This window comes from Bacillota bacterium (genome assembly GCA_009711825.1).
Classification (GTDB): domain Bacteria; phylum Bacillota; class Proteinivoracia; order UBA4975; family VEMY01; genus VEMY01.
The window spans coordinates 1-20,112 of record VEMY01000019.1; the positions used below are offsets into that span (position 1 = coordinate 1).

Annotated in this window: 20 protein-coding genes; 8 read left to right on the forward strand and 12 right to left on the reverse strand. The window is 51.4% G+C overall.

All coding sequences use genetic code 11. From position 1 onward, the window contains the following. Positions 1 to 313, reverse strand: a 313-nt coding sequence (locus FH749_07085; GenBank protein MTI95236.1) for an ATP-binding cassette domain-containing protein, incomplete at its 3' end; no start/stop codon positions are given. A 19-nt stretch (positions 314 to 332) separates the two neighbouring features. Further along, positions 333 to 3,233 carry an FtsX-like permease family protein gene (locus tag FH749_07090; GenBank protein ID MTI95237.1) on the reverse strand — a complete coding sequence of 967 codons (2,901 nt, stop codon included), beginning with the start codon at positions 3,231 to 3,233 and terminating at the stop codon, positions 333 to 335. A 293-nt stretch (positions 3,234 to 3,526) separates the two neighbouring features. On the opposite strand from FH749_07090, the gene rsgA reads away from it, so the two are divergent. The 4 genes from rsgA to FH749_07110 all read left to right on the forward strand — a co-directional run bounded on the left by rsgA (position 3,527) and on the right by FH749_07110 (position 7,284). Next, positions 3,527 to 4,717 (forward strand): ribosome small subunit-dependent GTPase A, encoded by a 1,191-nt coding sequence (gene rsgA, locus FH749_07095; protein MTI95238.1) that lies wholly within the window; start codon positions 3,527 to 3,529, stop codon positions 4,715 to 4,717. A 23-nt stretch (positions 4,718 to 4,740) separates the two neighbouring features. Beyond that, on the forward strand, positions 4,741 to 5,151 hold the full coding sequence (locus FH749_07100; GenBank protein ID MTI95239.1) for a GNAT family N-acetyltransferase: 411 nt from the start codon (positions 4,741 to 4,743) through the stop codon (positions 5,149 to 5,151). Positions 5,152 to 5,338: 187 nt separating this feature from the next. Continuing rightward, complete coding sequence (locus FH749_07105; GenBank protein ID MTI95240.1) at positions 5,339 to 6,862, forward strand: DNA methylase; 1,524 nt, start codon at positions 5,339 to 5,341, stop codon at positions 6,860 to 6,862. Further along, a complete protein-coding gene (locus FH749_07110) occupies positions 6,859 to 7,284 on the forward strand; it encodes a YolD-like family protein (GenBank protein MTI95241.1) in 426 nt (141 codons plus the stop codon). The genes FH749_07105 and FH749_07110 overlap by 4 nt, the downstream gene beginning before the upstream one ends. 32 nt (positions 7,285 to 7,316) lie before the next feature. On the opposite strand, the gene FH749_07115 is transcribed toward FH749_07110, so the two are convergent. Both FH749_07115 and FH749_07120 read right to left on the reverse strand, forming a co-directional pair. Then, positions 7,317 to 8,051 carry a Uma2 family endonuclease gene (locus FH749_07115; GenBank protein MTI95242.1) on the reverse strand — a complete coding sequence of 245 codons (735 nt, stop codon included), beginning with the start codon at positions 8,049 to 8,051 and terminating at the stop codon, positions 7,317 to 7,319. Between the two features lie 209 nt (positions 8,052 to 8,260). Continuing rightward, positions 8,261 to 8,539: a DUF1292 domain-containing protein gene (locus FH749_07120; GenBank protein ID MTI95243.1), complete on the reverse strand. Its 279-nt coding sequence runs from the start codon at positions 8,537 to 8,539 to the stop codon at positions 8,261 to 8,263. A 208-nt stretch (positions 8,540 to 8,747) separates the two neighbouring features. On the opposite strand from FH749_07120, the gene FH749_07125 reads away from it, so the two are divergent. Continuing rightward, positions 8,748 to 9,533, forward strand: a complete 786-nt coding sequence (locus tag FH749_07125; GenBank protein ID MTI95244.1) for a class I SAM-dependent methyltransferase — start codon at positions 8,748 to 8,750, stop codon at positions 9,531 to 9,533. A 45-nt stretch (positions 9,534 to 9,578) separates the two neighbouring features. On the opposite strand, the gene FH749_07130 is transcribed toward FH749_07125, so the two are convergent. Together FH749_07130 and FH749_07135 are read right to left on the reverse strand one after the other, a co-directional pair. Beyond that, complete coding sequence (locus tag FH749_07130; protein ID MTI95245.1) at positions 9,579 to 10,328, reverse strand: alpha/beta hydrolase; 750 nt, start codon at positions 10,326 to 10,328, stop codon at positions 9,579 to 9,581. Beyond that, the gene (locus FH749_07135) at positions 10,288 to 10,494 is read right to left on the reverse strand and encodes a hypothetical protein (protein MTI95246.1); all 207 of its coding nucleotides are present in this window, start codon (positions 10,492 to 10,494) and stop codon (positions 10,288 to 10,290) included. Before FH749_07135 ends, FH749_07130 begins: the two co-directional genes overlap by 41 nt. A 216-nt stretch (positions 10,495 to 10,710) precedes the next feature. Between FH749_07135 and FH749_07140 the strand changes: the two genes are divergently transcribed. Next, positions 10,711 to 10,992 (forward strand): hypothetical protein, encoded by a 282-nt coding sequence (locus FH749_07140; GenBank protein ID MTI95247.1) that lies wholly within the window; start codon positions 10,711 to 10,713, stop codon positions 10,990 to 10,992. A 48-nt stretch (positions 10,993 to 11,040) separates the two neighbouring features. Here FH749_07140 and FH749_07145 read toward each other — a convergent pair whose 3' ends face one another. The 5 genes from FH749_07145 to recQ all read right to left on the reverse strand — a co-directional run bounded on the left by FH749_07145 (position 11,041) and on the right by recQ (position 16,150). After that, on the reverse strand, positions 11,041 to 12,774 hold the full coding sequence (locus FH749_07145; GenBank protein ID MTI95248.1) for an ABC transporter ATP-binding protein: 1,734 nt from the start codon (positions 12,772 to 12,774) through the stop codon (positions 11,041 to 11,043). Then, on the reverse strand, positions 12,771 to 13,217 hold the full coding sequence (locus tag FH749_07150; protein MTI95249.1) for a MarR family transcriptional regulator: 447 nt from the start codon (positions 13,215 to 13,217) through the stop codon (positions 12,771 to 12,773). Before FH749_07150 ends, FH749_07145 begins: the two co-directional genes overlap by 4 nt. A 115-nt stretch (positions 13,218 to 13,332) precedes the next feature. Further along, on the reverse strand, positions 13,333 to 14,067 hold the full coding sequence (locus tag FH749_07155) for a serine hydrolase (protein ID MTI95250.1): 735 nt from the start codon (positions 14,065 to 14,067) through the stop codon (positions 13,333 to 13,335). Further along, positions 14,064 to 14,354 carry a serine hydrolase gene (locus FH749_07160; protein ID MTI95251.1) on the reverse strand — a complete coding sequence of 97 codons (291 nt, stop codon included), beginning with the start codon at positions 14,352 to 14,354 and terminating at the stop codon, positions 14,064 to 14,066. Before FH749_07160 ends, FH749_07155 begins: the two co-directional genes overlap by 4 nt. A 23-nt stretch (positions 14,355 to 14,377) precedes the next feature. Continuing rightward, complete coding sequence (gene recQ / locus FH749_07165) at positions 14,378 to 16,150, reverse strand: DNA helicase RecQ (protein MTI95252.1); 1,773 nt, start codon at positions 16,148 to 16,150, stop codon at positions 14,378 to 14,380. A gap of 396 nt (positions 16,151 to 16,546) precedes the next feature. Between recQ and FH749_07170 the strand changes: the two genes are divergently transcribed. After that, positions 16,547 to 16,759, forward strand: coding sequence for a lysine exporter LysO family protein (locus FH749_07170; protein ID MTI95253.1), 213 nt, complete (start codon positions 16,547 to 16,549; stop codon positions 16,757 to 16,759). Between the two features lie 24 nt (positions 16,760 to 16,783). Further along, entirely contained in the window at positions 16,784 to 17,704 is a 921-nt protein-coding gene (locus tag FH749_07175) for a lysine exporter LysO family protein (GenBank protein ID MTI95254.1), read from the forward strand. Between the two features lie 57 nt (positions 17,705 to 17,761). On the opposite strand, the gene FH749_07180 is transcribed toward FH749_07175, so the two are convergent. Further along, entirely contained in the window at positions 17,762 to 20,026 is a 2,265-nt protein-coding gene (locus FH749_07180) for a hypothetical protein (protein MTI95255.1), read from the reverse strand. Positions 20,027 to 20,112: the final 86 nt, after the last annotated feature.

Sequence of the window (20,112 nt, forward strand, 5' to 3'; positions counted from 1 at the left end):
TTTCCGAAGCTGTTAAGACCGGCAACAAGTTATACTGCTGGAACACGAAGCCAACCTGAGTACGACGAAAATCTGCCTGTTGACGGTCATTGAGTTTGTGCAAATCTATGCCCTGGCACATAATTTTGCCTTCAGTGGGTTGCTCCAGAAGACCCAACAAGTATAGGAGCGTAGATTTCCCGGAACCGGAGGGGCCAACAATTGAAACAAATTCCCCCTCCTCAATACTCAGCGAAATGCCGTCTACAGCTCGCACTGCATACTGACCGGACTTATATTCCTTAACCAAAGCGTTTGTCGCTAAGAATGGCATATGGTTTTTCCCCTTTCACTTATTCTTCGCGGATTACTTGTGCCGCCGGAATCTTTTTGGCGCGCCCAGCTGGCACTAGCGCTGCCAACCCTCCAACCAAAGCAGGCAACAAAACGAGCAACAAACCGTTGAGCAATGGTTTCGGCGGCAACAGCCCGAAAACATACATGTAGAAAAATCCAGCAGCCACAGTCCCAATAACGCCACCCACCAAGCCAAGGCTGACCCCTTCGCAAAACAGGAGCCCGGAGACGGTATTGTTCCGCCAGCCGATTGCTTTCAACAGCCCGAGCTCTTTTTGTCGCTCCCTGAGGTTCATCAACAGCGCATCGGTTACTGCCAACCCTGCCACAGCGAAAATTAGGCCGTTTAAAACAAAGTGATAGCCTCTGAATTCCAATGCCAGATACTCGCCCAGCAACGTTTCGCCCATCAGTGATTGCACACCAAAATATACAAAAAAGCTGAAGGCCAGCATCCCAGCGGGTATAATCATTGCCAGGAGGGTGACAAAGGTCCGTCCCAGGCGCAATGTTAGTCCCCGCAGAATAAAGCCCAGGGGGTGTGCCCCGCCAATCCGGGACTTACTTTTTAACTCACCTTGCCTGACCCCAGCCAGGGGTGGGATGAAGATGGTGCGAATAAGCGGTGGTATTCCACCAATCAGAAAGGTAACGAGCACCGCCGGCGCAACCAATAGCAACACCATAGAGTCCAGATACCGCTCGCTGAACATCCAGACCAAGGCAAGTACTGTGGCAGTCGTTATCCCGGCCAGCAGAGCGACAAGCAGAGTTTCGGTCAGGGATACCCGAAACACGGTGCTCCGCCGCCACCCTAAAGAACGCAAGGCCGAGAACTCACCGATCCGCCCCACAGCCGAAATATATGTAGTATTGCCGATAAACAATGTCCCCACCGCCAGCAGTCCTAAAGTAATCCAAAAGGTGCCCCGGTTAGTCTCTTCATAGATGCGAATATGAGTGCCCAGCTTAATCCAATGCTGTTCCACCACCCCGTATAGATCTCTGGGCTCACCGTCTGCCATTTGATATTCCGGCATCACAACCGTGATTTTCTTATGCCAATTATAAGGGTTATATTGAATTTGCTGGTACTGATTGCTTAAATCCTCATAGCCTAATTCGGCTAAGGGCTTTTCCAAATGAGTCATAACAACCGACAGCAACTCTTCTCTCTCGGTTTCCGTCATTCCTCTAGGCAAGATGAACATGGGCTTTTCGGTGTCCAGGAACCAATCACGCATATCCGTTTCCAGGGTATAAAAATCGATTGTGGTAGGCATACCTGTTGCCAGTTCAAGCTCCTGAATGCTGTCTTGAAGAGCAGATACGACATACTCCAGGTAGTTTTCACGCTCCGCATTATTATAACTATATAAGTGGACGGGCTTACGCTGCTGGGACGAACCAAGAACGATATCCGCGTGCAACCCGGTGCGCTCTTCAATTTGCTGAGCGATATATGCGATACGCAGCTGACTCTCTTCACTCATATCATCTACGCCAGATACCCGAACCCGCACAGAATCTATGCCAACATCCCCCAAAACATCTGTTGCCTCCAGGGGAACCAGCCCGCCAATTGGCGCACCGACAAAATCATAGGCATGAACAAATCTGGCGTAAGTTTCTGGTGGGACCGGGGCGCCGTTAAGACCGCTCAACACTATTTCGGGACTGGAACGGTATATTTCCAGCGGCGCCGCAACCGGCGAGTCGCTTTCCATCACCGAAAGCAGCTCTGGGTCAAAAGTACCGGCATAGGAGTATTGAATTGTGCCACCAGTTAATGAACCCGGGCGGTCATCGCCAGCCGGCCGCCGGAAGACCTGGTTTCTGCCCCCCAGCTCATACCGACCGGTGACATCCTGATTCAAAGGATCTAGAGATAAGCTGCCCCCCAGTGTATGGGAAAAGAGAGCAATTTCGCCCCCTGAATCACTGTACTCAAGGCCCTCCGGTGCCCGAAATTCGGTTTGCGCAAAGGTTTCGCCAAATCCCGGCAGAGTCAAGGGAACCTCTAAATTCAGATCAAAGTCTTTGACATGCTCCTCTTTCGCCTGCCTAAACAAGTTCCTGTCGGTATCCGCCAACATCTCTACGGTTTCCAGTCTGGGTGTCATTTCAGTCAACCGTGATAGACTTACCGATGCATTCCCCTCCGGGCCATAGTACTGGTTCAATATAATAGGAAGATTGATCTGTCCTTCACCATCCCTGTAATTTCCACCTTGGGAAGGCAAATCTCCTTCTATTAGCGCCCTATCCAGGCCATGCAAGGCCGCCTCCGCTTCAAGATCCACCGCAACCACATTTATGGTAAATTGCATGGCGCTAAACCGGTACGGGGGAATACTGAGCCCGGCGTTATAGAACAAACTTATGGGAATCTCATCATATTCTGTTCCAAACTCCATAAAGGAATCGTGGCTAATAAAATAACTGGTATAGCTGGTTTTGATATTTTCAATTCCGTTGCTTTCCGTTACAGTAATTACTTCTTTATAAACCCCGGGCTCTAAATTATCATAAGGCATTGGCACACCAACGCCTGATTGAACATACGCGGGACCAACTACTGCCAGGGGCGCCGCCACCTCAACTCCTTCAATATCCCGAATTGCTTCCAATTGAAGGACAGATATCTCGTGATCGGAAAAATGATTGGACTGAAACTTACTGCTAACACTTTCATCGGCCTTTTCAATTTCGCTGACTGCCGAGTGCGGTCGAACCAGAATATCATAATCTGTCCGCCAGTGCTGAGCCAACTCTTCGTCAACAGTGCCCTGGATCGACCGGGCTGTAGACGCGGACAAACCAGCGGCAAGAGAGACAAGCAAAATGCCCAATAAAACTAGAAATAAGCGCTCCTTACGTCGAAACAAAGTAAGCACAAACCATTAACCCCCTTCAGGTACATTCACTTTAAAGAAATCCAAGGTAAATCATCGGTGTAAAACTATTCTCCTTGCCCTTAATTTCGTTTTTTTTTTATTTTCCTGCAACTAGGCTGGAAAATAATATCCATATTACAATTTGTTTACTACTGGCTTTTCTTCCTCTCCGCGTTTATAATGGAGGTAATCAGTGGCAAATCCTCTGAAAGGGGTTGATTAGTATGAGAAACGAAAACAAGGTGGTTGTCCGTTAACTTCATACCGGGCGCCTTTGGCACTTGTGCCGGGCAATGCCCATCCCCATTCAAAGAGCATACCCTGAAAATGCCGAACCACAGGGATACTCCTGTGGTTTTTGTGTGCGCTTTTTTAGGGATGTATTAAGGAGGATTTACTTGAATTTAAAAGATTATGGCTGGAGCCCACAGTTGGCAGAACAATTCCAGCCCTACGAAGAACAGGGCCAGATTCCGGCCCGTGTAACCGCATGCTGGTCCTGGCAGTATGAAATCGCAACCGACGAGGAAGTGGCCCGAGCGGAAATATCCGGTAAACTGCGGCACAATGCCCTTTACGCCGCCCGGCGTCCGGTAACCGGCGATTGGGTGGCGGTCCAAAAGGCCGATTCAGAAAAGTATATTATCAATGCTGTCTTGCCCCGCTCTAGCTGCTTGCAGCGACAACAGGTAAACGACAACCCGGAGGCCCAGGCGATTGCCGCCAATATTGACGTCTGCCTGATTATCCAGGCACTTGCGGGCGATTATAACCTGGCCCGGCTAGACCGCTATATTGCCCTGGCAATAAACGCCGGGGCCACACCGCATATTGTGCTGACCAAAGCCGATCTTGTCCCTGAGGCCGACGAACTGGCAAAAGCCGTGCAGAATCACCATCCCGGAGTAAAGATAGATGTGGTCTCGGCTGTCAGCGGCGCCGGTGTCGACCAGCTTCGGCAACAACTGAACCCAGGCCGCACCTATGTGGCCATCGGCAGCTCCGGTGTCGGCAAATCGACGTTACTCAATGTCCTAGCGGCAGAGGAGCTGATGAAGACCGCCTCCGTCCGTGAAGAGGATCATCGTGGCCGCCACACCACCACCCACCGACAGCTATCTGTCCTGCCCGGTGGCGCGCTCTATATCGACACCCCGGGCATTCGCGAGCTGGAACTGTTTGCCCCGGGCGGACTCACCGGCACGTTTCAAGACATTGAGACCCTAGCCGCCGCCTGCAAGTTCCGGGATTGTACCCATGAAAACGAACCGGGCTGCGCGGTTCGCCGGGCGCTTGAAAGCGGCGAGCTTACCCAAGAGCGCCTTAGCAATTACCATAAACTGCTGCAGGAAGAAGGCATGTTTCATAAAAAGCAGATCCGTCTCAACAAAAAGGTGTCCAAGACCCGCATCAAACGCAGAGGTGTGCACTATAAGGATTATGTCCGTGGTGGCACGGACAAAGACTGGCTGGGTGACATTTAGTGATTACAAAGGAGTTGATGCAGATGAACATCAAATACCAGACAACAAAAGACCTGCCCCAACAGGCAGTGCAAGAACTGTATAGTGATGCCGGCTGGCTTGCGTACACAAAAGACATTGATGGCCTAATGCGGGCGCTTGCCAACTCCCTGGCGGTTATCAGCGCCTGGGACGGCGAAGAGCTGGTGGGCCTGATCCGGGTGGTAGGCGATGGCCAGTCCATCCTTTATATCCAGGATATCCTGGTGCGAAAATCCCATAAACGCTGCGGCATAGGCAGCGAACTGCTAAACCAAATCCTCGAAGAGTTCCGTCATGTTCGCCAAAAGGTGCTGCTCACCGATGAGTCGCCCGAGACCAGGGGTTTTTATGAAGCCAACGGTTTTCAATCCTGCGACAAAGGCGAAACCGTCGCCTTTGCCCGCTTTAACTAAAAGAGGGATGCCTGACCGGCATCCCTCTTCGCTTATCCATATATCATAACTACTGAGTAGAAGATCTAGGGGAGATGAGTACGACCTGACGGACCTTCTTGCAAACAACTGTTCCCCTCTCTCCAAATATATAGTACAATATAGCTGGGTGGATGTGCAGGCCACAGATCCAGGAGGTGACTGGCAGATGAAGAGCAGAATCTATATCGCCATCGACCTAAAGTCTTTTTATGCTTCGGTGGAATGCATGGAGCGCGGACTTGATCCAATGACCACCAATCTTGTTGTCGCTGATGATAGTCGAACTACAAAAACAATATGTCTTGCCGTCTCCCCCGCTCTAAAAGCCCACGGCATTCCAGGAAGACCGCGGTTGTTTGAAGTTGTGCAAAAGGTTAAGGAAATTAATGCAAAGCGGCGGCGCAAGGCACCGGGGCATACCTTTACCGGCTCTTCTTGTGATGACAATGAACTGAGTTCTTCCCCTGACCTATCCTTGGACTATATAACTGCACCGCCGCGAATGGCCCGCTACATGGAGTACAGTACGAGAATTTACGATGTTTATTTAAAGCATATCGCCCCTGAAGACATCCATGTTTACTCCATTGACGAGGTCTTTATGGACATCACCGATTACCTCAACACTTATAAACTTTCGCCCCGAGAACTGGCTAAGAAAATTATCCTCGACGTCCTTGCCACCACGGGCATTACTGCCACGGCAGGAATAGGCACGAACTTGTACCTGGCTAAAATCGCCATGGATATCCAGGCAAAGCGTATTCCCACAGATGAAAGTGGTGTCCGTATTGCCGAGTTGGATGAGATGAGTTATCGGCGACTATTATGGTCCCATCGCCCCATTACTGACTTCTGGCGCGTAGGCAGGGGCTATGCAAAGAAACTGGAGGGAAAAGGCCTCTATACCATGGGCGACATAGCAAGGTGCTCCTTGGGTGAGCCCACCGATTTTCACAACGAAGACCTGCTGTACAGACTTTTCGGTGTCAATGCCGAACTGCTCATCGATCATGCTTGGGGATGGGAGCCTTGTACCATCGCTGACATCAAAGCATACAAACCCAGCGCCAAGAGTGTGGGCTCGGGTCAGGTCTTGCATAATCCCTATAGCTTCGAAAAGGCTAAACTGGTTGTGCGAGAAATGACTGAGTTATTGGTGCTGGACCTGGTGGATAAAGAGCTTGTGACAGATCAGATGGTGCTGACGGTGGGATATGATATTGAAAACCTCAAGGACGAAAAAATACGCCAATCCTACCATGGCGCAATTACCACCGATCACTACGGTCGTTCTGTTCCCAAGCATGCCCATGGCAGTGTTAACCTTAAGGGGCCCACATCCTCCACTAAGCAGATTTTACAGGCCGTCATGGAGCTTTTTGAGCGCATCGTCGACCAGAACCTTCTAGTCAGGAGGGTCACCATTGCGGCAAACCACGTAGTTGATGAGGCATCTATTGGCAAGACTAACGACATTGAGCAACTTGACTTGTTTACCGACTACCAGGCCGAGGAGGTAAAACACAAACAAGAGGAAGCCGAACTAATACGAGAAAGGAAAACCCAAGAGGCAACCCTGGCCATCAGGAAAAAATACGGCAAGAATGCCATCCTCAAGGGAATGAACCTGGAGGAAGGCGCCACCACCACGGAGCGAAATAAGCAGATTGGAGGGCATAAGGCATGACAAGGTCATATGAAGACATTATCAACTTGCCTCGCCATGTATCGAAAACCCGGCCCCCTATGTCGATTATTAATCGTGCCGCCCAATTTGCCCCCTTCGCCGCCCTTACCGGTCACGATGCCGCCGTCAAAGAAACCGCTAGACTCACCGACAAGAGAGTGGAGTTAGATGAGTGCGAAAAGGAAAGATTGAACGACAAACTGCAGCTTGTTGCAGAATGCCTAGAGGACTATCCGGAAATATCCATAACCTACTTCCAGCCTGATAGCAAAAAAGCCGGTGGCTCTTATGTTACAACCACCGGTCAGGTGAAGAAAATAGACGCATATCGGCGTGTCATCGTCATGTCCGGGGGGATAACCATACCCATTGAGGAAATCCTGGACATAGACGGCAGCTTATTCTCACAAGCTGAGGATTGAGCAATTACTTGTCGATCTTCATGAGCAGTAAGCTATAAATCGGCAAATATCTCCTGCACCGACAGCTCTAATCCCTTAAATGTCTCTGAACTAACCACATCTCCCGCAAAGAAAGTAGTAAACTTAGCCACTTCCCGTTCTGCGGTAAAAGAATAAAACGTCAGTTGCTTGGCATCTGGATCTACAATCCAGTATTCTGACACGCCGCTCTTGCGGTATAGCTCCAGCTTAGTGGCAAGGTCCTTGCCCTTCGTAGAGGGAGAGAGGACCTCGACAATTAATGTCGGTACGCCATGGTACTTATTATCCTGTACCTTGTCCTTATCACAGACCACAACAATGTCCGGTTGAACCACATTCGGATCTTCCATAAACTTGGCAGCAAAGCCAAAAAGCCGGACATCAAAGGGTGATGTCAATGGCTGGCAAGATTTGTCTCTGAAATAATTATAGAAACGACCGGCAATCTCATTGACTACCACCTGGTGAGAATAACTGGGGGCAGCCAACAGATATACCTCGCCACCAATCAACTCATAGCGTTGGTCAGAGGACTCCACCAGCGCCTCGTATTCCTCGTAGGTAATCTTTCGTCGGGTGGTCTTATAATTCATAGCCTCTTCATGAAGGATGGCGTAATCCGGCACAGTGTACTTAGTTAACTTGGCTACATTTTTGCCGTTTTTCACCACGATGATATCTTCCTTTTCCAACATGGCAAGGTATTTGCCAAAGGCATTCTGCAAGTCTGTAGAATTGACCCGCATAGTACCACCTCCTGCCACAAGGATAACAGAGAATAGCTATTAGCTCAACAAAATATAGCTATTATATTTCTTATGTTCCCTATTATACAACATAATATTAGTCACATACTGCCCTACCCCTTTTAACAGACAACAGGTCATTTTTTATTTCCACCTATAGATATACTTCGGAACGATTCAGGGGCGCCTTTCGGCGCCCCTGAACTGTACTATTCTTCGTTGTCGTTTGCTTCCATCAAGCTGACAAACTCTGCAAACACCTGATCCAAGACGTTTTCATCGTCCACAGACACATACTCTTCCGCGCCATCTTCACCCTCGATAATCTCCAGGATGATCACTTCACCCTCGTCTTCATTCTGGTCTGTTGGATAAAAGATAGCGTAGTTCTTGTCTTCGTGTTCAATCGCTGCCAGATATTCGCACTCCACCTCGGTGCCTTCTCCGTCGGTTAACACCAACAGGCCGTCGGTCTCAGTCACGTTAATCTCTCCTCTTTAATAAAGATTGTTCTAAACTACTCTACCCAATTTTTGCAGGAAAAATCAGGTTGCGAGTACTAACAATACTATACTTTATGCCGTGTGTCTACAACAATTCATAATCTCCTGCGCCGGTTACATTTCCGTTACTATAAAGGATTTTCAAACTTACCAAGAAGATAAAGATTCTGCTTCAAGACTGGAGGAACATGCTATGGAAAAATATTTCGGCACTGCCCGGCAACTGCTGGAGCAGGGACTGGCCACAGAAATTACATCTTACGACGAAAACAACACCTATGACACCGCAATCCAGTTTACAGAGGACCTGGAATTCTACCTGGAACTTGCCAGGGGCCGCAGAGTACTGGACATCGGTTGCGGAACCGGGAGGGTGATGCTGCCCCTGCTTCAGGCAGGTGTGGATGTTACCGGCATCGATATGTCGCCGCATATGCTGAAACTGGCGGCGGAAAAGCTGAACGGGGCCGGGTTCACACCGGAACTGCATCAGGGGGACATGCGGGACTTCAACCTAGAGAGCGAATTTGACCTGATCATCATTCCCTACTATTCGATGACCTACATGCACTCAGATGCAGAACGCAGCACGGTGCTGAATTGCTGCTGGCGCCACCTCGCCTCCGGCGGAATGCTGGCCTTTGACTTCGATGCCGGCACCAATGAGACTAATTTAAGCAAACCCTGGCTGGGCTTTGAAAAGATTGATCCCAACTCCGGCGACGTGACGATCCAAACAGTCCAGATGAACCAGGTTGACCCGCATCTGCGGATTATTAACATGATCACCTACCGAATTAACGGTTCTGCATCCCGCATCGATGTCAATGCCAGCGTTGAGGCGTCCATCCCTGCCCCCAGGATGCAAGCGCTGTTGGAGGCTACCGGGTTTAGCGTGCAGGAATTTTACCAGGATTATCAGTATACTCCCTATGCCGGTGGCGAAGAGTGTGTGGTTGTCGCGAAGAAAGATAAGTAAATTTAAGGACGCCGGCGGGCGTCCTTTTACATATCGTTACAAATACTAGTCAAAATGCCGGTGCAGGAAATCAACTATCCGTTCCCGGTAAAACTCGCTATCATCGGCCAAAACATCATTGACAATCAGGTGGTCTTTGTCAGGCGCAATCCACAGCTCTTTCTGGGTGCTGCTGTTTTGCTCGTGGAGGGTCTCCCCATGGTAGACAGAGGTCTGGGTATCGGCCTCTCCATGGGCAATCAGCACCGGTATATCCGCCAGGTTCTGCACCGAAACGGCGGGGCTTTGCTGTACCGGCCGGACATTATATTTTTGCCACAGCACAAGATTAACAAAGGGCTGAAAAGCACTGACGAACAGCTCAGGGGCGCCGTCCCGGAGCATATAATCGCGGACCTGGTCCTGCAGGGACAGAAACGGGCTGATTGCAATAATCCCATCAACATTGCCGAATTCGGCGGCAGTGTTGATAGCGGTACTGCCACCCATGGACAAACCGTACAGGATGATTGGCTGTTGATTAAACCGTGAATCTGCCTGCAAGAAGTCAATAACCGCAGTAACATCCAACGTCTCCAGATAGCCAAAGAACAGGCTCTCGCCCTCGCTCTGGCCATGGGCCCGCATATCAATTACAACCGGGGTATAACCGGCATCATTGATAAACCGGGCATAGTCAAGTAGGGAACTGGCATCCATGCCGTGGAGAATCAACACATTGCCTTTGGCTTCCGGATTGGGTGCAATGTATGCATTAGCCGTCTGAACTGGTGACGCTGGCTTGCTCTCCTTCAAGTTGATAATCTGCCAGCTCAGCTCCGTTTATTTCCACCCGCAGATCCGCCATCTCAGAAATAACGCTGTTGGCGATAACGGTGCACACAACACCAAAAATTAATCCTGATATGAGAATAAAAATGCCAATGATTATCGTGAACCGCTTGCGCTTTGCAGTCTTCATATCTTCACTCCTGTCATCGATTAGACTGCTTCAATTATACATGGTTAGCATCCTTAACCTGTAACGACAGTGTATCTTTTACGTTACGCTCTGATAAAGGGAGGTTTTTGCCTGCCAGTTCAGTGGTTTTTACTAAAACAAGCAGGATTCAGGCTGGAACAAAAAGAAGAAGTATATAGCAAATTCTAGCAAACAAACATCAAAGGAGGGAATGTTATGAGCAAGCAAATGATCCGTCTGTCCAAAAGAGCGATCAGAGAGCTGACAAACAGTAAACCGGTTTTATACATCATTACAAGCAATAACGGCACTAATATCTATACCGGAACTGCAAAACGGGGCGAATTGAAAGATACCCTGGCAACCCATTTCTATGGCCAGGAAAACCATGTTCCTGGCGCCCGGGTGAAGATATTCGAGCTTAGCAGCATCAAGGACGCCCGAGACAAGGCCAAGGAGATCATCGAGCAGGAGCAGCCCAAGTACAATCTGGCCTAACCGCAAATCAAAACAGGGGAACGATGCGGAATCGTTCCCCTGTTATTTTTATGCTGAGCTCTGGGCCCGGCAGAGCTGGTGATAGAGGCCGTTTTCTTTCAGCAACTCTTCGTGGGTTCCCTGCTCTAGGATCTCACCTTCTTTGAGCACAACAATTTGGTTGGCCTGCTGAATTGTGGACAAACGGTGGGCGATGACGATTGCCGTCTTGTTGCGCTTCAGCTTGGTCAGGGCCTGCTGAATGAGGCGCTCGGTCTGGGTATCCACTGCTGAGGTGGCCTCATCGAGAATCAGGATTGGCGCGTCCTTGAGGAAGGCCCGGGCAATGGAGATCCGCTGCTTTTGGCCGCCAGAGAGTTTGACGCCCCGCTCGCCGACCCGGGTCTCGTAGCCGTTTTCCAGGCCGAGGATGAAGTCATGGGCATTTGCTGCCTTGGCGGCAGCATATACGTTCTCTTCCGACGCCCCCGGGGCCCCGTAGAGAATGTTCTCTTTGACGGTGCCGTTGAACAAAAATACGTCCTGGGACACAAGACTGATTTGCTTCCGCAGGCTGAGCAACGTCAGTTGGCGGATATCTTCGCCGTCAATGAGAATCTCCCCGCTGTCGGGGTCATAAAAACGTGGAATCAGGCTGGCAATTGTGGTCTTGCCAACACCGGTAGCACCGACCAGGGCCAGGGTTTCTCCCGGTTGGACGGTAAAGGAGATGTTCTTGAGCACCGGGATGTTGTTCACATACTGGAAGCAGATATCCCGGAACTCAACTGCACCCTGGACATTCCTCAGGGCAATGGCGTTGGGAGCTTCCTTGATTTCGGGCTCCTGCTCCAGTAGAGCCACCACCCGCTCGGCACTGCCCAATGCCTGTTGCACACCTTCATTAATTTGACCGAGGGCAGTAATCGGCCGGTAGAACATCTCCAGATAGAGGAGAAATGCCACCAGATCTTCCAAGGGTAAGGAGCCGGTTAAGGCTAAGCGACCGCCAAAAAAGATTACGATAACAGTGCCAATGCTGGACACAAACTCCACCCCGGGATGAAAGGCATTGGTTAGCTTCAGGGCTTGCAGAATAGATTTGGTATGGGCGGACAAAGACTTCTGCGTCCGTTTGCTTTCATATCCTTCCTGGGTGAAGGCCTTAATCTCCTTGATTCCGGTGAAATTATCCTGAAGGATTGCATTAACCTCACCAATCCGCTCCTGGGCCTTGCGGAACAGGGGACGGGATTTCTTGCTGAACTTTACGGCCATCCAACCCAAAAATGGCATTGGTATCAATGTGTACATGGCAAGGGTGACATTCATGGAAAAAAGGATGACAGCAATACCGATGAGCATGATGCCGTTTACCATCACCGTGGGAATTGCGTGGGCCAGGAGAATTTCGAAGTTCCGGGTGTCATTAATCACCCGGGACATGAGATCGCCGGTTTGTTTGTTGCTGAAAAAACGCAGCGAAAGTTTCTGCAAATGGTCATACATCGTCTGCCGGATGTCGTTGAGGATGTGCCAGGCGGCAAAATGAGATATGTAATTGGTGCCAAACTGGGAGAGGGCCCGGAAAATATAAATACCGATCACAAGGATGGTTAAGATGTTAACCTGCCGCAGGCTTCCCTGGCCTTCAACACCCTCGGTTACCGTTTGAATCAAGCTGCGGATTGCCCAGGGGCCAGCCAGGTTCATGCTGGTGACCACCAACATACATAAGGTGGCCAACGCCAACCACCACTTATATGGTTTTGCAAAATGCAATAATGCTTTTAATTCCTTCAGGACTGTTCCCTCCCGCTATCTTGGTCCGCTAATTTACGCAGTAACTTAGCGAGCAACGCCAGTTCTTCTCCGCTCAGGCAGCTCATACGTCGCTCGATATTTTGGCGATGCAAAGGGAAAAGTCTCTCCTTGAGCTGCTCGCCTTCCTCAGTTAGCTTTACCAGCCACACCCGCCGATCCCGGGCAGAATGTTCCCGGTAAACCCAACCATTCTCAATCATTCGGTCGACGAGACCGGTCATATTGCTGGCGTTACAGTGTAGTTCTCGGGCCAGTTCATTGGCAGGTATGCCCTGCTCTCCAATATGGTAGAGGGCATGAAACTGCGGCCAACTAATGCCATGCGCTTCTATCTGCTTCCGCAGATCATTCTTGAGCGTACTTGTGGTGTTTCTAAGCAACCAGTAAACATCCCGGCTTAACGAATGGGCCACAGCCGCCACTCCTTCACATGCAAATAATTCACATCTGAATTATACCGTAACCGAACAATGTGTCAAGGGAACGCGCTATCCGAACCAAAAAAAGGATCAGTCCGTAAACTGACCCTTTATATCACTACCAAATCTCATTCAATTCCTTCAGCAAAGAAAAGATGTTTGACTCGGTATTTGCCAGGGCCGTAGCCGTGACCTTTTTCAGGGGATAGTAAACTGAAAAGAATTGGACACCCGGATCGGCACCCAGCACATAATAACGTGTAGTTTCTTCATTTACTTTCGCCATGTAAACACCGAGACCATAATAAATACCGACATCTGCATTCAACGTTGCCCGGGGCGCGAGCATTGCCTCGGTCATTGCTTCAGAAAGCAGCTTACTGCCAATAAGGTGTTCCCAAAAAGCGTTCATATCTGCCGCAGTGGTAAAGAGGCCACCATCAGGGCCGCCGATTACCGGCACCGAAAATATATTTGTGCGCCAGCCCTTTAAATCCTCGTCATAAATGTGCCCCCTAGCAGTGTTTTCCGGCAACATATCCATCCGGAAGAAGCCTGTGTTTTTCATCTGGCAGGGTTTAAGCACATGCTCGGTCACAAACTCCTGGTAGCTTTGCCCGGAAATCGTCTCAACTACAAGGCCCAGCAGAATATAGCCGGAGTTGGAATAAGCAAATCGCTCGCCCGGCTCAAAGTTCATTTTCATCGCTTGGAACAACGGCAGAAAGTGCTTCGGCGCTGTCAGTTTGTAGACCGGATTGTCAGCCCAGATTGCCTCAAAATCATCGGTTACAGATTCATCGAAATAGTCGGGAACGCCAGCCGTATGAGTCAACAACTGCTCCACAGTTATGGCCGGCGAAAAATGAGGAAATCAGCGTCCAGAATATCCAGCAATTTGTCTTCTAACCGCAGCTTACCTTGATCAATTAGCATGCACACCGCAACCGCCGTAAAAATCTTTGTCCCGGAAGCGATACCAAACCTGGTTTCGGGATTGTTCGGCAAACATTCTCCCATATTCCGGGAGCCGGATGCTTCTTCGAAAATAGCTCCCCCCGCATCCTGTACAGAAAATACCCCGGAAAAATTGTCTTCTTGGTTCCATGCCTCATATAGAGCCTGGATTTTCGTCCGCATATAGTCACACTCCTCTTAAATAATCATGCTTTGGTCAGGTATTCTTCAATCACTGCCAGAAACTCTTGACCGTAGCGCTCAAATTTTACGGCGCCCACACCGGGAATTTCCAGCATTGACTCCCGGTCCCGGGGCTGCCGGCTGCTCATCTCCCGCAAAGTATTGTCGGGGAAAATAATGTATGGGGGCAGGTCAGCGGCAGCTGCCAGTTCACGGCGCAGCTTGCGCAACTGTTCAAATAGCGTGTCGACCGGTTGCGCCTGTTGGATGCGCCGAATACGCCGACTGACCTTTTCCCTGCCCTTCAGCACCGGCCACGCCCGTTCCGTCAGTCTCAGCACCGGCAAGCTGCCCTCGGTAACAGCCAAATAGCCCTCCGCCGTGAGGATTTTAATCAAGTCCTGAATCTGCTCCAGGGTGTGTTCCCGCATTATTCCGTAGGTCGACAAACTTTGAAAACTCAATTGCCGTATGCGGGCAGTGTTGGATCCCTTCAGGACCTGGGCCACCAGGGCGACGCCAAACCGCTGCCGGGTGCGTACAACGCAGGAGAGGATTTTTTGCGCCTCGATTGTGATGTCCTGAACATCCGATTCCTCAGAGCAATTGCCGCAGTTCCCGCAAGTCCCCAGCTGGCTGGTTCCCTCAAAATATTCCAGGATATAACTGCGTAGACAGCCTGAAGTATGGCAGTAATCGACCATTTTCTGGAGCTTCTTCGTTTCAAACTCCAGGCGCTGAGACTGGTTTGCCGACTGCTCAATCAGGAATTTCTGGGTCTGGACATCGCCGGGAGCAAAGAGCAGAATGCAACTGCCCGGTTCCCCATCCCGGCCGGCGCGTCCCGCCTCCTGGTAATAGGCTTCAAGACTGCCAGGCATGTTGTAATGTAGTACATAGCGGATATTGGACTTGTCGATGCCCATGCCGAAAGCATTGGTGGCGACCATCACCCGTATGCGGTCATGGAGGAAGTCGTTCTGGGCCGCAGCACGCTCCTCGGCGCCCAGTCCAGCGTGATAGCGGCCGACAGCCACCTCCCTCCCCAGCAGGTAATCGTAAAGATGATCCACTTCTTTGCGGGTGGACACATAGATTACCCCCGCCTCATTTTTCTGCGCCTGCAAATACTCCCGCAGGAACCGGCGTTTGTTAACACCACGGTAAACCGTGAAGGATAGATTCTCCCGATCAAAACCGGTCACAAATACCTTTGGTTCCGTCAGTTTCAGATAGCGGGTGATATCATCAATGACCTCTTGGGTGGCGGTGGCAGTAAAGCCGGCCACGAGCGGCCGCCGGGGCAGTTGGGCGGCAAAGGCGGCGATTTCCCGATAGCTGGGGCGAAAATCGTGTCCCCACTGGGACACGCAGTGGGCCTCATCCACGGCCAGCAGCGAAATCGTGAGCTTAGCCAGCAAGCGCCGGAAACTCATGATTTGCAAGCGCTCCGGCGCCACATAAATTAGCTTGTATGCTCCCCTGGCCGCGTTTTGCAACCGCAGCTCCACTTCTGCCTGGGAAAGCGAACTGTTGATATATGTAGCCCCCACCCCCTGGCTCTCCAGGGCATCCACCTGATCTTTCATCAGGGAGATCAGCGGCGATATGACCAATGTTGTGCCGGAAAAAAGCAAGGCGGGGATCTGAAAACATAAAGACTTGCCGCCACCGGTGGGCATAATCCCCAAGGTATCCCTGCCTGCCAGCAATGAGGCTATGACCTGCTCCTGGCCTTGCTTAAACTCCGAATAGCCAAAGGTAGTGCGCAGTATCTCTCTGGCTTTTTCCATCATTTACCCCCCCTAACAGTTCCTTGATTATATCATAAGTTGGCGGGAGCACGGGGACGGTTCTCCTGCTCCCAACTCACCGCGGCGGTGAAAGGCCTCGAAATCAGCAGTCCTCAGGCAACAAAGCTAAGGATTCCCCTTCCCAGGACAACCGATAAGCGCCAGGAGCATCCAAAAGCAGGTAGCCCCTCTACCTTGCCGCGGACAAAGGTGCCAGCAGACAAAGCCAGGAGCTGCACCTGCGGTGCGGCTAGGCGCAGCCCCTCTGCATTCCAGTAGCCGTGCCGAGGGGACGGGAGCAAAAGAACCGTCCCCGTGCTCCGGGTATGGTATAATCGAGCTATCATGCCGGTTCAGATGATGAGGTGAGGCTACGTGTCTTGACAATGTCCGTCTGGGATGTGGTACCCTGGAATGAGGCCGCGGCCATGGCTTCGGGTTTTGGTTGGGCCAATCCCCTCCCTGGAGCCTGGCGGCGCAACAAATATGGATGTGCAAATACCGATTATAGCCCGGGGAGTCGGTCGTGAATATGTTCCGCTGGCGTTTTTCTCCGGGGTTGTCCTCGCCCTGTCGGAGGCAGCACTGATTATATTCTTCATCAGCATTTAATAACGTTACTTAGAGGTGAATGAAATGTGGACAATCATAATTCCGTTAATCGCAGGCTATGTTCTGGCCGCTAAAAAACCGGCGCTGGTCGCCCGGCTGCCAGTAAATATCCTGACCAATATCAGCCTGGTGCTCCTCTTGACAGTGATGGGCGCCCGGATTGGCGCCGACTCGGAGGTGGTTGGGCAAATCACCCGTATCGGTCTCCAGGCCTTTGTCCTCGCCTGGGCCACTGTCATCGGCAGCGTCCTAATCTTGTACCTGCTCCAATTCTGGTTACGACGGCGTCTCCAGGTTGAGCCAGGTGACAGTCAGCCCGAAAGTGCCACCGGCAGCAGTTACGGCCTTACAATAATGCTCCTCTGCTCAGTGGCCCTGGGCATCGGCCTAGGCATTCTAGTTATACCCGAAACAGTGCTCCCTGTCCTCACCACCCTCACAACCTGGGTTCTGAGCCTCTTGCTTCTGGCCATCGGTCTTGACCTGGGCCTGGCCGCCGGCGTGTTTGGCAGCCTCAAACGGCTGGGAGCGCGGATCATCCTCATTCCCGCCGGCATCATTGTCGGCAGCATCGTCGGTGCAGTAGCGGCTGTGGCTCTGTGGAATATCCTGGCCTGGAATGAGGCCGCTGCTCTGGCTTCGGGCTTTGGCTGGTACAGCCTCTCCTCAGTGCTGATTGCCGAGCTCCACAGCCCCCTCCTGGGCGCCATGGCCTTTATCATGAATGTGTTCCGGGAGCTGATTGCCATCGTGTTTACACCGCTTGTTGCCAGACTCTTTGGCCCGATTCCCTCTCTGGGTCCGGCCGGGGCTACGGCCATGGATGTGCTGCTGCCAGTGATTGCCAAGGGAACCGGCAGGGAATATGTGCCCCTGGCCTTTTTCTCTGGCGCGGTGCTTTCCTTGTCGGTGGCGCTGTTCATCAACATTTTCATGGGTTTCTAAGTGACTGCCACAAATAGACCACCTCTCCCGCGAGTGAGGTGGTCTTGTTGTTTACGGTCATACGTCCCAGGTGATTCGGAAATATACGTGGTAAGGCTCGCGATTGATGAGTGCCAGGGGGACAAAGTCGATACCCCGGTATCTGAACGCCAACTCGCCTACCCTTTCAAATGTTGCTTCCAGAGGCTGCCCCTTGGTGGCGATGGTCAACATTTCCTCGCCCGCATCAAGTGCAGCCAGCACATAGGGACCATACAGCAGCGAAGCCAGTTCCGGGACGTCCGGACTCGGCTCACTGTGCAGCGAATAGCTAATAGCGATTGTCACGGTGTTGTCGTGCCACTCTCGCTCCAGGGTAAAGTACCCGTCAATCAGCGGCGGGTTGACCGGTCGACCATCAATCTCTATGGCTACCCCCTGCGACCAACCGGGCTTGCGCAGGCGCAGGGCAAACAGACCCTTTCCAGATACTCTTAGCTCAAACTGGCCTTCGCCCTCGCCGGAGGCCAATTGAATTTTTACTCCCTTTTGCCCCCAGTCAACCTGGGAGGGGACATACATGTTTACGAACAGGTTGTCCTCATTCCAGGCGTAAATCGACTCGTGGTATTTGAAATGGTTTTCCAACCCGGTGCCGTGGCAGCAGGTATTCTCTGTAGTATCGAAGGATTTGCGGGAGCCGGGGGCCAGGGGCATAAAATACGTGCTGCCGGCAGTCGGGCCACCGGGGTCGCCACTGGCCAGGATATGGTTGTACATGGCCCGTTCGTAATACTCCATGTACTTGGCATCGGGCTTATAGGCATAGAGCTCCCGGGTCAGCTTCAACAAATTGTAACTGGCGCAGGTTTCCGCTGTTTTCTGGGTAAGCAGCCTGCCGATACAATCAGGTTGCCTGAACATCTCTGTTTCGCCGGTGCCGCCGATGCTGTAGATATGAGCGCTGGTAACAAGCTGCCAAAAGTTGTTGGCGATATCATAGTATTTCTTGTCACCCGTGGCAGCGAAAAGCTTGATAGCGCCGATTACCTGGGGAATATGCTGATTGGCATGGAGGGTACCGAGGGTGTCGTACTTCTGCTCCATGGGCAAAAACAGCTTGATGTTATCAAATAACCTTGCCGTGCGCAGGTATTTTTTATTGCCGGTTATCGTATAAAGATCGGTCATAACTTCATTCATGCCGCCAAATTCCCCGGCAATATAGAGGGACCACATCTTTTCTCGCTGCGGCTTTGGCAAGCGGCTAAGCCGGTTGTCCACCCAGTCTCCGAGCCCAATATAAATGTCCAGGGCATCCTGATTCCCCGCCAGCTGGTAACAGTCCCTCAGGCCGGCGAGAATCTTATGCAATGTGTAGTAGGGCGCCCAGATTGTCGGGTATGTTGTATATTCCTCCAGCTTATCAAACTGTTCCTCCGAATAAGCGCTTAAAAATCCGGAGGCGTATTTGTCAGTCATCGCCGCCTGGCATGTCTTCAGCTCGCTAAGCATATAGTCCAACTTATCCTTAATCCGAATATTGCCGCTGGTTGCCCAGGCCAGGGCCAGGGCAGACAGATAGTGACCGGTGGTATGCCCGCGCAAATTGCCCTGGGGGGCATCCCAGCCTGTCATCGACGGTGCTCCTAGAGTATCCAACCCGGCCGCAACGCGGAAACTATAGAGCATTTGGTCATCATTTACCCCCAGCAGATACTCCAGCACCCGGTCCCGGGCCCTGGCAAAAGGAGTGTCGGGCGCCAAGACAACCTGGTCAGGCAGAAAATAATTAATCTGTTTGCTGGTATCGGCCCGGGGTGGCTCACTGTCGGTGAAAGTAATCCGGGCGGTGGCCACAATTTCACTGCCAGCTACGGCGCCTTTGACGGTAATAGCGCCCTGGCTAAGTTGGGTAGCAGTGACGGCTTGCCAGGTTACTGGCGCAACTGTATAAGCGCCGCTATCGTTTTCGACGACCACCACCGAAGGTAGTTCCGGTAAGGAACCTTTTAGCGCTGTAACGGCCACAGGAAATGCGCGAACCGGCCGGGACAGGTCTTCCTCTTCCAACACATTTACCGCAAACACCTTGCTTTCAGAATATCCGGCGTAACTGGCCGTGACCACCAGCTCAACGGTTCGGTCGCCAACACCCAGAGCTGGTCTGGTTACTTTCCCTGCGTGGCTGACAAACAGTGTGTGCCGGGAAAACCAAGTAAGCTCGGAACCCCGCTCACCGCGAGCAGGCAGGTTCAAATCTGAATCGACGGTGGCCAGATTTCCGAGGTAAATTGTTGCCAAGTCTGATTGCACAATCTCCTTGTCGGCATTTTGCTTCATTTCGTTCATCTCATATCAATCCTTTACTTTTACGGCTAAGTCTTAGTTCATTTTCTGCGGGCTTATTTCCTGCTTATGTAAGCGAC